Consider the following 13,325-nt stretch of genomic DNA (forward strand, 5'->3'; position numbering starts at 1 on the left):
AATGTCGGAGGGGAATGGGACGATGAGTCCATGTCACTCTCCGCCGCGGGCGCTGCGATGGTCGGCCGCGAGGCCGAGATCGCAGTGATGCGCGGGCTCTTCGACCGAGTCGCCGAAGAGGTTCCACTCGCCGCGCTCATCGAGGGCGAGGCCGGCATAGGCAAGTCCCGGCTCGTGCGCGAGTTCGGCGCCGAGGTGGTCAATCGAGCCGATGTGCATGTCGGCTGGTGCCTCGATCTCGGAGCGTCGCGCACGCCGTTCGGGCCGATCACCGGCATCCTCCGTTCGATCGTCACGCGCATGGGCGCGGATCGCGTGCGCGAAGAGCTCGGCGTCGGCGTCGAGGCTCTGGGCATGCTGCTGCCCGAACTCAATCCCACCGAGCGCTCGCAGACCAGCCCCGACAGGCTGCGCGATGCGATCGCCGCCCTCATCGAGGCCGCTGCCGAGCACGCGCCGCAGGTGCTCGTCGTCGAAGACCTGCACTGGGCAGACGAATCGACCCTCGCCCTGCTCTCCTTCCTGCTGCGCACACTGACGCGCGGGCGCATCCTTCTGCTGCTCACCTGCCGCTCCGACGACGTCCGTCGCGGAGACGCGGTCAGCCGATTCATCGGCGAGGCCACTCGCGCGCGCCTGCTCGAGCGGGTCGCGGTCGAACGGCTCGAGCCGTCGGCGGTTCGCCAGCTCGCCGAATCGATCACCGGACTGCCCCTCAACGACGCGGCACTCGAGCGCATCCAAGACCGCGCCGAAGGAGTCCCTTTCTTCGTCGAGGAGCTCGCCGGATGCTCCTCGGGGCCGCTCCCCGGCAGTCTGCGTGATCTGCTCCTGGCCCGTTTCGACCGACTCGGAGATGACGCGAGGCGGGTGGTGCAGGTGGTCTCCGGGGCCGAGCGCCCGTTGACGCATCCGCTGGTCACCCAGCTCGCAGGTCTGACCGAGACGCGCCTCGATGAGGCGATCCGCGAGGCGACGCTCAGCGGCATCCTCGTCGTGGCCGACGACGACTATCGATTCCGGCACGCGCTGCTGCGCGAGGCCGTGCACGACGATCTGCTTCCGGGCGAGAGGGCGCGGCTGCACCGAGCGTATGCCGAGGCGCTGGAGGAGAACTGCGACGGCTCCGACACGGCCGATTCGGCCGCGCTCGCGTATCACTGGCAGCTCGCGCAAGACGACCGTCGCGCGCTCGCCGCGGCCGTCGCCGCGATGTTCGATGCCAAGTCGCGGTTCGCGTTCGCGAGCGCTGCCCGCTTCGGAGAGCTCGCTCTCGATCTGTGGATCCAAGTGCCAGACGCCGAGAGCGTCGTGGGTCTCGATCGCATCGAGCTCCTCCGCACTCTGGGCTCGGTGCTGCGCAATGCCGGAGACGGCGAGCGGGCACTTGCCGTGGTCAATCTCGCGCTCGACGAGGTCGATCCCGACGCCGTCGACCCGCGGATGTACGCCAGACTGCTGCGCGACAAGGCTTATTACATGATGCACCTCGGTCGATCAGGGCCCATTCAGCTGCTGCAGCACTCACTGGAGATCCTCGAGAGGCAGGTCGATGACGATCGACTGCGCGCATCGGTGCTCAACCAGCTCGCGAGTCGCTACATGATCGCCGGACGACTCCATGAGGCGATCGCCCTGGCGACCGAAGCGGGCGAGCGCGCCGAGCGGTCAGGCGCCGAGGACGAGGCGTCGATCGCCGCGAACGTGCGCGGCGGTGCGCGGGCACACCTGGGTGATCTCGAGGCCGGACACCGGGAGTATGCGGTCGCACTCCGTCTGGCGCGCGGTGCGAGCCCCGAGATGCGATATCGCGTCAACTACTCCGACCTGCTCGGGCTGCTCGGGCGCTACCGCGATGCCGTCTCGGTCGCCGAAGACGGTCTGGCCAGAGCGCGAGCGTTCGGCGTCGAGCGCACAACCGGTGCGATCATGGCGCAGAACATGGCCGTGCCGCTTCTCGAGATGGGCGAGATCGAGCGCGTCGAGGCGCTGCTGGCCCGCGAAAGCGCACAGAGGACGCTGCGCATCTCTCACATGTACTCCACGATGACCCGAGTGCGCGTGCTCTCGTGGCGAGGGCGATACGACGAGGCGGCCGAGATACTGCGCGAGTGGCACCCCGCGTTCGAGGAGACCGGTCGGGTCGAGCGGCAGATCTGGTACGACGAGGTGATGATGCGCGTCGCCGTGGCCGAGGGGCGGGGTGACCTCGCGGGTGCGCTCGGCGAGATCCGCGCGATGCTCGCCGACGAGGGTCCGGTCTTCCTGCACCAGAGAAGGCTTCTTCTCGAGGCGGGCCGGTTGATCGCCGAGCTCCGGGCGGCGGGCGACGACGTCGGTGAGCCGAGCGACGAAGTCCGAGCCGCGTGGCTCGCTCAGCCGGAGCAGCTGCTCGACGATGCGTGGTGGTCGATTCTCGATGCTCTGCTGTCGCCATCGGCTCCGGCGCTGCGGGCCGCCGTCGACGTGGCGGATTCAGACGACGTGCCGGTGATCTTCCGTGTGAGTACGCGGCTCGAACTCGCGCGATTGCTGGTCGGGGCAGGAGAGCGGGCCGAAGCGGGCGCCGTTCTCAGCCGTGCTCTGCAGGAGGCCGAGCGGCTCGGTCACGTTCCGCTCCTGCGCATGGTGAGTGCGTTCTCCGTGGCTGCGGGACTTTCCGCAGCATCCGGCGTCGTCAGTGCCGCGGCCGATGCCGACCCGCTCACGGCGCGCGAGAGGCAGGTGCTCGACCTGATCGCCGAGGGGCTGAGCAACCGCCAGATCGGTGAGCGGCTCTTCATCAGCGTCAAGACGGTGAGCGTTCATGTGTCGGCTGTGCTGCGAAAACTCGGCGTCAGCACACGCACCGAAGCGGCGGTTCTTCAAAAGAATCAGAACTTCGGGGTTTCACGTCAGGATGCCGTGGTACGTTGAGCTTGCGCGTATGTCGGACGTTCCGTCACGGCGCAGGCCGCGCAAGCGGCCGTTTGAAAACAGAAAGTAGAAAACACATGGCCACTGGCACTGTGAAATGGTTCAACGCTGAAAAGGGCTTCGGCTTCATCGCTCCCGATGACGGCACGGACGACCTTTTCGCCCACTACTCGGCAATCACCGGCTCCGGTTTCAAGGAGCTCCGTGAGAACCAGAAGGTCGAATTCGACGCTGAGCGTGGCCCCAAGGGCATGCAGGCTGCGAACATCCGCGCTCTCTGAGCGCGAGCAGACTTCCTGAAGCCGGTCGGATCCTCACGGATCCGGCCGGCTTTCTGCATGCCCCGGGGCTTTTCCGACGCGGGCATGAGCGGAATGCACTCCGCGCGGCTCCGGCGGCGGTGCGTGGTCAGTTCGGCATCCGGACGCCGGTGCGTGGTCAAAACTGCATCCGAATCGGGCGTGGGGGATGCGTTTTTGACCCCGCACGCGGGACAGGGTGCCGGTCGGTGCGGGACGCACCCCGCGCGACGCCGGTGCGGGGTCAGTTCCGCATCCGGATGCCGGTGCGTGGTCAACAACGCATCCGAATCGGGCGTGGGGGATGCGTTTTTGACCCCGCACGCGGGTTACGGATGCCGCCCGACGCCCAGACTCGAGATGAGGCTTGCCTAACTTTCTGTTAGATTAGGCCAGGCTTACCAAAGCCCTGGCGCCCCTCCGCGCCGCACCCCCTCATCCCAACCCGAAGGGAATGCCTGTGCGCACCTCTCGTCTTCTCGCCGCCGGTGTCGCCGCCGCCCTCGCCCTCGGCCTCACGGCCTGCGCGACGTCGTCGAACGACTCGAACTCCGACTCCGCCGGCGGAAGCCCTGCTGATGACAGCGCCTTCCCCGTCACGATCGAGCACGTCTACGGTGAGACCACGATCGAGGAGAAGCCCGAGCGCGTCGCGACGGTCGCCTGGGCTAACCACGAGGTGCCGCTGGCTCTCGGCATCGTGCCGGTCGGCATGAGCAAGGCGAGCTGGGGCGACGACGACGACAACGGCATCCTGCCCTGGGTCGAAGAGAAGCTCGACGAGCTCGGTGGCGAAGAGCCCGTGCTGTTCGACGAGGCCGACGGCATCGACTACGAGGCCGTCGCCGACACCCAGCCCGACGTGATCCTCGCCTCGTACTCCGGCCTGACGCAGGAGGAGTACGACACTCTCTCGAAGATCGCCCCGGTCGTCGCGTACCCCGAGGTCGCCTGGGGCACCCCGGTCGACGAGATGATCGAGATGAACTCCAAGGCGCTCGGTCTCGAGGCCGAGGGTGAGGCCCTCATCGAGGACCTGCACGCCGACGCCGAGGCCGCTCTCGAGGAGAACAGCGCGCTCAAGGACAAGAAAGTCCTGTTCGCCTACATCGACCCGAGCGACCTGAGCCAGGTCGGCTACTACACCGCGATCGACACGCGCCCCGGTTACCTGCACGACGACCTGGGCCTTCCGCTGCCGTCCGTCGTCGAGGAGAACGCCGACAGCGACCAGTTCTACCTGACCGTGAGCTCTGAAGAGGCCGACAAGTTCGCCGACGTCGACGTCTTCGTGACCTACGGCGACGACTCGCTCATCGCGACCCTGCAGGCAGACCCCCTGCTGTCGAAGATCCCGGCCATCGCCGAGGGCCGCATCGCGATCCTCCCCGATGCCACTCCGATCGCCGCGTCGGCGAACCCCTCGCCGCTGTCCATCCCGTGGGGTCTCTCCGACTACCTCGGCCTGCTGGCGGCACCGCTCGCCGCGAAGTGACCTTCAGCGTCACCCTCGCGCACTGAATTCCCGTGACCGCTGTCACCATGCCCATGCCGGGCGCCGCAGATCTGCGGCGTCCGGCATGGGCGCGCTCGATCTGGCTGCTCGTCGGCCTCGGAGTGCTGCTCGCGCTCTCCATCCTGTCGATCTGCTTCGGCGTGCGCGCCGTCAGCGTCGACGAGATCTTCGCGGCGCTCAGCGGGCAGGATGACACTCTCGCCCAGGCCGCGATCATCAAGCGCCTTCCGCGCACCGTGCTCGCGATCCTCGTCGGCGCGGCTCTCGCCCTCTCCGGCGCGACGATGCAGGCGGTCACCCGCAACCCGATCGCCGACCCTGGCATCCTCGGCGTCTCGAACGGCGCCTCGCTCGCCGTGGTCCTCGGACTCGCGTTCATCGGCCTGACCGACGCCTACAGCCAGATGGCCCTCGCCATCATCGGCGCCGCCCTCGCCGCGGCCTTCGTCTACACGGTCGGCTCGCTCGGACGCGGCGGCGCCACACCTCTCAAGCTCGCGCTCGCGGGCGCGGCCACCTCGGCCGCCTTCGCCTCGCTGATCAGCGCCGTCATGCTGCCCCGCGTCGATCTGCTGCAGGCTTTCCAGTCGTGGCAGATCGGCGGCGTCGGCGGTGCTGAGTGGCCGCGCATCGCGATCACCGCACCGGTGCTCGCACTCGGAGCGCTGATCTGCTTCATCAGCGCCCGCGGCATGAACTCCCTCGCCCTCGGCGATGACATGGCCAAGGGGCTCGGTGAGCACGTGTTCCGCACGCGCCTCATGTCGGCACTCGGCGCCGTGATCCTCGCCGGAGCGGCCACCGCCATCGCGGGGCCGATCGGCTTCGTCGGTCTCGTCATTCCGCACGTGTGCCGGATGCTGATCGGCACCGACCACCGCTGGCTGCTGCCGTTCTCCGCCATGGCAGGCGCGGCGCTGCTGCTTGCGAGCGACATCGTCGGCCGCGTGATCTCGCCGACCTCGGAGGAGATCCAGGTCGGCATCATCACCGCCATCATCGGCGCACCGTTCTTCATCTGGATCGTCCGTCGTCAGAAGGTGCGTGAACTGTGAGCACCATCGACCGGGCTGCCTCCGAGACCCCGCCCGTCGCCGACGCGCGCGACAAGATCGCAGCCATCGTCGCCGGCCGTCGTTCGCGCCACCGCCGCCACGCTGTCGCCACCATCGTGCTCGGTGCGATGCTCGTGGTGCTGTTCACTGTCGCGCTGATGATCGGCAACACGTTCTATCCGCTCGACGAGGTGATCCGTGTCATCCTCGGCGAGACGGTTCCCGGAGCCTCATTCACGGTCGGCGAGCTGCGCCTTCCCCGTGCGGTGCTCGCGATCCTCGCCGGGTTCGCGTTCGGCATCGCGGGCGTCTCGTTCCAGACGCTGCTGCGCAATCCGCTCGCCTCGCCCGACATCATCGGCATCTCGAACGGTGCGGGCGCTGCCGCCGTGTTCGGCATCGTGGTGCTGTCGCTGAACGGCCCGGTCGTCTCTCTGCTCGCGTTGGGCGGCGCGATCGTCACGGCAGGGGCCATCTACCTGCTGTCGATCAAGAACGGCTTCGCGGGGACGCGCCTGATCCTGATCGGGATCGGCATCGCCGCGATGCTGCAGAGCATCATCTCGTACATGCTGTCGAGAGCGGCGAGCTGGGACATCCAGACCGCGATGCAGTGGCTCACCGGCAGCCTGAACAATGCCTCGTGGGAGCGTGTGATGCCACTCGCGATCGCCGCGGCCGTGCTGATGCCGCTGCTGCTCTCGCAGGGGCGGGCGCTCGGCGCGATGCAGCTCGGCGACGACTCGGCATCCGGTCTCGGAGTGCGGGTCAACACCACCCGCCTGCTGTTCATCCTGGGTGCCGTCGCCCTGCTCGCCTTCGCGACCGCGGCCTGCGGCCCCATCGCCTTCGTCGCGTTCATGGCCGGTCCGATCGCCGCCCGCATCACCGGCCCCGGCGCGAACCTGCTGCTTCCGAGCGCATTCGTGGGTGCCGTGCTGGTGCTCGGCGGCGACCTCATCGGCCAGTTCGCGTTCGGCGAGCGCTACCCGGTCGGCGTGATCACCGGTGTGCTCGGCGCCCCGTATCTCATCTATCTGCTCATCCGCACCAACCGCTCGGGAGGCTCCCTGTGACCGAGGCGCACACCCTGACGGCCGAGTCCGTCACCCTCGCCTACGGCGACCGCACGATCATCGACGGCCTCGACCTCGCGATCGCCCCGGGCAAGATCACGACGATCGTCGGGGCGAACGGATGCGGAAAATCGACACTGCTGCGCTCGCTCGCGCGTCTGCTCTCGCCGACCGCCGGCCAGATCGTGCTCGACGGCAAGTCGGTGCACGCCCGCCCCACCAAAGAGGTCGCTCGCGTTCTCGGTCTGCTGCCGCAGTCGCCCGTCGCGCCCGAGGGCATCGCCGTCGCCGACCTCGTCGGTCGTGGTCGGCATCCGCATCAGAAAATGCTCGCCCGCTGGAGCACTCACGATTACGAGATCGTGGCTGATGCCCTCGCGGCGACCGGCACCACCGAGCTCGCCGACCGGAGCGTCGACGAGCTCTCGGGCGGCCAGCGTCAGCGCGTATGGATCGCGATGGCTCTCGCGCAGGAGACCGACATCCTGCTGCTTGACGAGCCGACGACGTTCCTCGATGTCGCGCACCAGGTCGAGGTGCTCGACCTGCTCACAGACCTCAGCGTCTCGCGCGGAACCACCATCGTCATGGTGCTGCACGACCTGAATCTCGCCGCACGCTATTCCGACGAGCTCGTCGCGATGAAGGAGGGCAGGGTGCACGCCACCGGCGCTCCGCAGGATGTCGTGACCGCCCAGCTCGTCGAAGAGGTCTTCGACCTCGCGAACCAGATCACCATCGACCCGGTCTCGGGAAAGCCGATGGTCACCCCGATCGGAAGGCACCATGTCCGCTGAGACGACGACCGAACGCCCCACCTACGTGCTGGCCCGCGCCGAGGTGCGCGCGGTCGAACGGGTGTCGCCGAACTTCGTGCGCGTCACGTTCGGCGGTGACGACCTGGTCGAGTTCGGCACGCCGGGCGATGTCTTCGACTCGCGGATCAAGATCGTGTTCCCGCCGGCATCCGGCATCCTTCCCGAACTCGATCGGGATACCGACGACTGGTGGGGGTCGTTCCTCGCCGTGCCCGAGGAGGAGCGCGGATCCATGCGCACCTACTCGGTGCGCGAGCTGCGGGTGACGGATGCCGGCACCGAGCTCGACGTCGACTTCGTGCTGCACCTGGCCCCTGGCCTCACGGGACCCGCATCGCGCTGGGCGGATGCTGCCGCCCTCGGACATGAGCTCTTCATCGTCGGACCCCGTCGCGGGGTCGCCGCGGCCGCTCACGGCGGGGCCGAGTACGAACCCGGCACCGCGGTGTCGGTCCTTCTCGCCGGTGACGAGACTGCGGCTCCCGCGATCGCCCGCATCCTCGAGGATGCCCCGCGCGGCCTGCGAGGCTGCGCCTTCATCGAGGTGCCGTCGCCCGCCGACATCCTGCGCATCGACGCTCCCGCGGGAGTCGAGGTGCACTGGCTGCCCCGCGATGCGGGCGAGCCCCACGGCGTGCGGCTCATCCCCGCCGTGCTCGAGTACCTCGGCGATGCGGATGCCTCTGACGAGCTCGACGTGACGGACATCGAGTCCGAGGACCTGCTCTGGGAGACGCCTGACTACTCGGGTCTGGGCGAGGAGATCGCAGCGGCGGATGCTCCCGCCGAGCGCTACTTCTGGATCGCCGGCGAGAGCGGCGTCGTCACGACGCTGCGCCGTCACCTGGTCAAGGATCTCGGCATCGATCGCTCACAGGTCGCCTTCATGGGCTACTGGCGCCGCGGCGTCGCCATGCGCGGCTGAGGAGTCTCCTCCAGGTTCGCTCCGGCTCGCGCTTGCGCTCGTCCTTCGCTGTGCGAGCCGGATGCCGGATCGGGGCACGCTAGTCGTTCTCTCGGCGTTTCAGCGTCGAGTCGCCGCACAGCGAGAACGACCCGGAGTGACCATCGCTGCGTGAGGGCGGCATGGTGTCGCGCACTGTTCTGGTGTTATGGTGTTTATATACAGAAGGAGCACCTATGCGCGTGGTGATCTCGTCGAGCACGACGGTACCGATCTATGAACAGATCAAGACCCAGGTACGCTCGGCGATCCTGTCCGGAGATGTTCCGACAGGCAGCACGCTCCCGTCGCTGCGACAGCTGGCCGCCGACCTGCGGGTGAGCGTCATCACGGTCACTCGCGCATACAACGACATGGTGGCCGAGGGGCTGGTTCGCAACGAGCACGGACGCGGGTTCGTAGTGCGCGACATCGACCCGGCTGTCGCCGCCGGCGGGCTGGAGAAGCGCGTGGAAGCAGCGCTGACCGAACTGCGAGTGGCTGCGCGCCACGCCCGCATCGACATCGATGAGGTGCACCGACGCCTCGACGAGGTATGGAGGACGCAAACTGATGACTGATCACATGGTGCAGGTGTCGAATCTGCGCATCACCCGGCGGGCCTTCGAGGTCAGCGACATCTCATTCACGATCCCGCGTGGGGAGGTCGTGGGACTCGTCGGTCCGAACGGAGCCGGCAAGACCACGGTCATCCGCTCACTCCTCGGGCTTCGCGCTCCGGATGCAGGGCAGATCGAGGTGCTCGGCGAGCCGGCGGGTGCCAGCACGGCCCTCGCCAGGATCGGCATCGTGCTGGACCAGCCGACTGCCGCGAGTGAGTGGCGGGTCCGCTCCATCGGGCGCCGCCTCGCGCCGTTCTATCCGGACTGGGATGAAGCGCAGTTCACCGAGCTCCTCGACAGGCTCGGCGTGCCGCGCGATCGACGCGTCGGTGAGCTCTCCCGCGGTCAGGGGGTCAAACTCTCGCTCGCTTCCGCACTCGCGCAGCGTCCGGAGCTGCTGATACTCGACGAGCCGTCGAGCGGTCTCGATCCGGCGTCGCGCCGCGAGGTCAGCGATGTCATCCGGCAGTTCATGGTCGATCCGCAACACGCGGTGCTGTTCTCGACCCACATCACGACCGACCTCGACGACCTGGCCGACCAGCTCATCGTGTTCGTCGGTGGCCGCATCGCCCACCAGGGTGTGCTTCCCGACGCGAAGGAGGACTTCGCGATGGCGCGAGGGACCGGCGAGGTGCCGGGCGCTGTTCTCGGTGCTCAGCGCACCGGAGAGCACTGGACCGCTCTGATCCGCACCGACGACTCGGCCCAATTCGGACCCGAGGTCGTGATCGACGAGGCCACCATCGACGACATCATCATCCACCTGGCCGCCGCGCACGAGGAGGCAGCAGCATGACGTTCGCATTCACCCGCTTCGACCTCATGTCCTGGTTCCCTCGCAGGCAGACACTGCTGCCGCTGGCGTTCATCGTGGTGGTCGGGATCCTCCTGCCGGTTCCCGGGATGGCGATCGCCGCATCCGCGTTCGTCACGTCATTGATGCTCTCGGCGCCGTTCCTCGGCGACGAACGCGATCACCTCGACACGCTCTACGGTGTGCTGCCGATCTCGCGCCGCGCCGTCGTCGTCGGCAGGGCGCTCTCGATCCTCCTCTACGGCGTCGTCGCGATGATCATCGCGACGGTCGCGACGCTGGGCGTCGCAGCTGCCCGGGGCACCGCGATCGCCCCCGAGCTGCTGGCGATCGGCTATGCCGCCGCGTTCGCGGTCGTCGGTCTGTCGCTCGGCGTGCAGCTGCCGGTGCTCTTCCGCGTCGGATACTCCCGAGGCCGACTCATGGTCTACGCGCCGACCCTCCTCATCGGCGGTTCCGCGTGGGCCGCGCAGAGTCTGGGGCTGATCGACAGCACCGCCCTCGCCTCGATCCCGCTCGAACTCGTCGTGGGCGTCTGCGCCGCGATCGGCGCCCTCGGCATCATCGTCGGCACGGTCCTGGCCGTCCGCCTGTACTCGACGCGCGAGCTCGGCTGAGGGCTGCGCGCGACGCAGGTCGAGCGACCGCACGCAAAGGCCCCTGGTGCATCGACGATTCCCCGCCGTAGCATCCAGTGAGATCGTTCGCCGATGGAGGAGGCCGCAGTGACGCAGCACACGCTCGAGCTACCGGAGGTCGATCTGGTCTACGACGTTCACGGGCCTCTTCCGACCGTGGATGGCCGCCCTCCGCTGGTGATGATCGGGCAGCCGATGGACGCGAGCGGATTCCGGGCCCAGGTGAAGCTGTTCGACGATCGCACCGTCGTGACCTACGACCCGCGGGGGTTGGGTCGGAGCACGCGCAAGGACGGCGGCGTGACCAACGAGCCCGAGACTCAGGCCGAGGACGTCCACGCGATCATCGAGGCGCTCGGCGTTGGACCCGTCGACATGCTCGCGAGCAGCGGCGGGGCAGTGAGCGCCCTCGCTCTGGTCACCGCACACCCACACGACGTGGCGACTCTGGTCGCGCACGAGCCGCCGATCGACAGGGTGCTGCCGGATGCCGACGCCGTCCATCGTGCGCGGGTGGCCTACACGCAGGTGTATCAGGACAAGGGCTGGGGAGCGGGGATGGCGGCGTTCATCGCGATGACGTCGTGGGAGGGCGAAGTCACCGACGACTACCTCTCTCAGCCCGCACCTGACCCCGCCGCATTCGGGATGCCGACCGAAGACGACGGCTCGCGGGATGACCCGTTGCTGTCAGAACTGTCGTGGGCGGTGCCCCTCTATGAGCCCCACATCGATGCTCTGAAGGCGTCGCCTACCCGGATCGTCGTGGCCGTCGGCGAGGAGTCGCTGAAGGTCTAAACCGGTCGCACTGCGATCGCCCTGGCCGAGCAGCTCGGCCAGCAGGTGACGGTCTTCCCCAGTCACCATGGCGGCTTCATGGGCGGAGAGTTCGGCTATGCCGGTCAGCCCGTGGCCTTCGCGGCCAAGCTCCGCGAGGTGCTCGACCGGGCGTGACAGCTGCGGCAGGACGGGAACCTCGGATGAGGCTCAGCTAGTCAGCGAAGACGTTCTCCGAGACGCGGGTCAGGTCTTCAGTCGTGGGTGCTCCGTCGGGTCGGAGCTCGAAGGTGTGGCCGACCCCGCTCATCCGAATCGGCAGTCCGCCGCAGCTGAGGATCCAGTCGGGTCCGGCATCACCATCATTCAATACGGCCACCAGACAGGCCGGTGATTCCGTGCCTTGTGCGACCCAGAGCAACACGCCCTCGTGCTCTCCGACGAAGCGACTCGTCGCGGTGTCGACCGACTCGTAGGCATGGGCTTCGAGCAGTGGCAGTTCATCTTCGGCCGCCCGGTCGGTCTCGAGAACCGACAGGGAGGAAGACGAGAAGCTGCAACCCGTCATGGTCGTGGCCGCGATGACGGCGAACACACAAGCGACTAGCAATGAAGGATGGCGCATCGCCCCATCCTGTCGCATGCTGAGTGCTGGCGCGACAGCTTCGGAGGCCCCGTCATCAGCGGAGCCTGGGCGAGTCTCGGTGGCGAATCTCCGCTGCGCGCCCGACATCGGTGTCCGCTGGTGGGCGGGGCCCCGCCGATGGAAGTCGGCGCGTGAGCGGACTCGACTCCAGAGCCTACGCGCTCTCGCGCACCACGAGCTCGGTGTCGAGGATGACGGAGCGGGGGGAGGCGCCGGCGATGACCTCGAGCAGCACGGCGACCATCTTCGCGCTGATCTGATCCCAGGGCTGGCGCATGGTCGTGATCGGCGGCTCATGGGTCGCCGCGAGTCCGGAGTCGTCGAACCCGGCGATCGCGATGTCCTCGGGCACCCGGCGTCCGGCGCGGCGGGCGGCGGCGATAGCGCCTGCGGCCATTCGATCGGATGCCGCGAACACGGCGTCGACGTCGTGCGCGAGCATCCGGGTCATGGCCGCCTGTCCTGACTCGTACGAGTAGTCGCCCACCTCGACCAGGCTCTCGTCGAACTGCTCGCCGAGCTCTTCGCGGAATCCGACCAGACGGTAGCGCCCGCCGGGGGTGTCGTCGGGGCCCGTGATCATGCCGATGCGGCGGTGGCCCTGCGCCACGAGGTGGGCGGCCATCGTGCGGGCCGAGGCGACCTCGTCGACCGAGATCGTCGAGAGCTCGCGCTCGTGACCGAGCGGCAGGCCGCAGCAGACGGTCGGGATGCCGACGTCGATCAGCTGGTCGAGCAGCGGGTCGGACTCGTGTGACGAGATCAGCATGACGCCGTCGACGTGGCCGGCGCTGAGGAACTGTGCGACGCTCTCGCGCTCGGCGGGAGTGCCGGCCACCAGCAGCACCAGCGTCATCGCCCGCTGTGCCAGAGCTTCGGCGGCCCCGCGCAGCAGCAGTGCGAAGGTCGGGTCGTCGAACAGCAGCTGCTGCGGCTCAGTGAGCAGGAAGGCGAGTGAACCGGCGCGACCGGTCGCGAGGCTGCGGGCGTGGTGGTTCGCGGTGTAGCCGGTGGCGAGGATCGCTTCTTCTACGGCCTGCCTGGCGTCGGGGGACACCCAGTGCCCGCCGTTGATCACGCGCGAGACCGTGCTGCGGGACACCCCCGCCTGCGCCGCGATCTGGCGGATCGTCGGCTTGCGCTTCGCGCTGACATCACTCATCGCCTGTGACTCTACCCACAGCATCCCGTCCAGTGGTAG

13 protein-coding genes are annotated in these 13,325 nt (G+C 68.2%); 11 read left to right on the forward strand and 2 right to left on the reverse strand.

Annotated elements, in window-relative coordinates; all coding sequences use genetic code 11:
- Window positions 1-30 precede the first annotated feature (30 nt).
- The 11 genes from ACIOU8_RS17980 (at window position 31) to ACIOU8_RS18030 (ending at window position 11,499) form a co-directional block, all read left to right on the forward strand.
- A complete protein-coding gene (locus tag ACIOU8_RS17980; RefSeq protein ID WP_400792531.1) occupies window positions 31-2,916 on the forward strand; it encodes an AAA family ATPase in 2,886 nt (961 codons plus the stop codon).
- A 77-nt stretch (window positions 2,917-2,993) separates the two neighbouring features.
- Window positions 2,994-3,197 (forward strand): cold-shock protein, encoded by a 204-nt coding sequence (locus ACIOU8_RS17985; RefSeq protein ID WP_042538190.1) that lies wholly within the window; start codon window positions 2,994-2,996, stop codon window positions 3,195-3,197.
- Window positions 3,198-3,675: 478 nt separating this feature from the next.
- Window positions 3,676-4,710 (forward strand): iron-siderophore ABC transporter substrate-binding protein, encoded by a 1,035-nt coding sequence (locus ACIOU8_RS17990; protein WP_400792535.1) that lies wholly within the window; start codon window positions 3,676-3,678, stop codon window positions 4,708-4,710.
- Window positions 4,711-4,763: 53 nt separating this feature from the next.
- Entirely contained in the window at window positions 4,764-5,786 is a 1,023-nt protein-coding gene (locus tag ACIOU8_RS17995) for a FecCD family ABC transporter permease (protein ID WP_400792604.1), read from the forward strand.
- Between the two features lie 5 nt (window positions 5,787-5,791).
- Window positions 5,792-6,862, forward strand: coding sequence for a FecCD family ABC transporter permease (locus ACIOU8_RS18000; protein ID WP_400792607.1), 1,071 nt, complete (start codon window positions 5,792-5,794; stop codon window positions 6,860-6,862).
- Window positions 6,859-7,659 carry an ABC transporter ATP-binding protein gene (locus ACIOU8_RS18005; RefSeq protein ID WP_400792538.1) on the forward strand — a complete coding sequence of 267 codons (801 nt, stop codon included), beginning with the start codon at window positions 6,859-6,861 and terminating at the stop codon, window positions 7,657-7,659. The genes ACIOU8_RS18000 and ACIOU8_RS18005 overlap by 4 nt, the downstream gene beginning before the upstream one ends.
- Window positions 7,649-8,605, forward strand: a complete 957-nt coding sequence (locus ACIOU8_RS18010) for a siderophore-interacting protein (protein ID WP_400792541.1) — start codon at window positions 7,649-7,651, stop codon at window positions 8,603-8,605. The genes ACIOU8_RS18005 and ACIOU8_RS18010 overlap by 11 nt, the downstream gene beginning before the upstream one ends.
- Window positions 8,606-8,820: 215 nt before the next feature.
- On the forward strand, window positions 8,821-9,204 hold the full coding sequence (locus ACIOU8_RS18015) for a GntR family transcriptional regulator (RefSeq protein WP_400792544.1): 384 nt from the start codon (window positions 8,821-8,823) through the stop codon (window positions 9,202-9,204).
- Window positions 9,197-10,045 (forward strand): ABC transporter ATP-binding protein, encoded by an 849-nt coding sequence (locus ACIOU8_RS18020; protein ID WP_400792547.1) that lies wholly within the window; start codon window positions 9,197-9,199, stop codon window positions 10,043-10,045. Before ACIOU8_RS18015 ends, ACIOU8_RS18020 begins: the two co-directional genes overlap by 8 nt.
- The gene (locus ACIOU8_RS18025) at window positions 10,042-10,680 is read left to right on the forward strand and encodes an ABC-2 transporter permease (protein WP_400792550.1); all 639 of its coding nucleotides are present in this window, start codon (window positions 10,042-10,044) and stop codon (window positions 10,678-10,680) included. The genes ACIOU8_RS18020 and ACIOU8_RS18025 overlap by 4 nt, the downstream gene beginning before the upstream one ends.
- A 108-nt stretch (window positions 10,681-10,788) precedes the next feature.
- Window positions 10,789-11,499 carry an alpha/beta fold hydrolase gene (locus ACIOU8_RS18030; RefSeq protein ID WP_400792552.1) on the forward strand — a complete coding sequence of 237 codons (711 nt, stop codon included), beginning with the start codon at window positions 10,789-10,791 and terminating at the stop codon, window positions 11,497-11,499.
- Window positions 11,500-11,692: 193 nt separating this feature from the next.
- Here ACIOU8_RS18030 and ACIOU8_RS18035 read toward each other — a convergent pair whose 3' ends face one another.
- Together ACIOU8_RS18035 and ACIOU8_RS18040 are read right to left on the reverse strand one after the other, a co-directional pair.
- A complete protein-coding gene (locus ACIOU8_RS18035) occupies window positions 11,693-12,103 on the reverse strand; it encodes a hypothetical protein (RefSeq protein ID WP_400792555.1) in 411 nt (136 codons plus the stop codon).
- A gap of 175 nt (window positions 12,104-12,278) precedes the next feature.
- Window positions 12,279-13,286, reverse strand: coding sequence for a LacI family DNA-binding transcriptional regulator (locus tag ACIOU8_RS18040; protein WP_400792558.1), 1,008 nt, complete (start codon window positions 13,284-13,286; stop codon window positions 12,279-12,281).
- Window positions 13,287-13,325: the final 39 nt, after the last annotated feature.

Origin of the sequence: Microbacterium sp. NPDC087589 (genome assembly GCF_044743635.1) — a bacterium.
Lineage (GTDB): Bacteria > Actinomycetota > Actinomycetes > Actinomycetales > Microbacteriaceae > Microbacterium.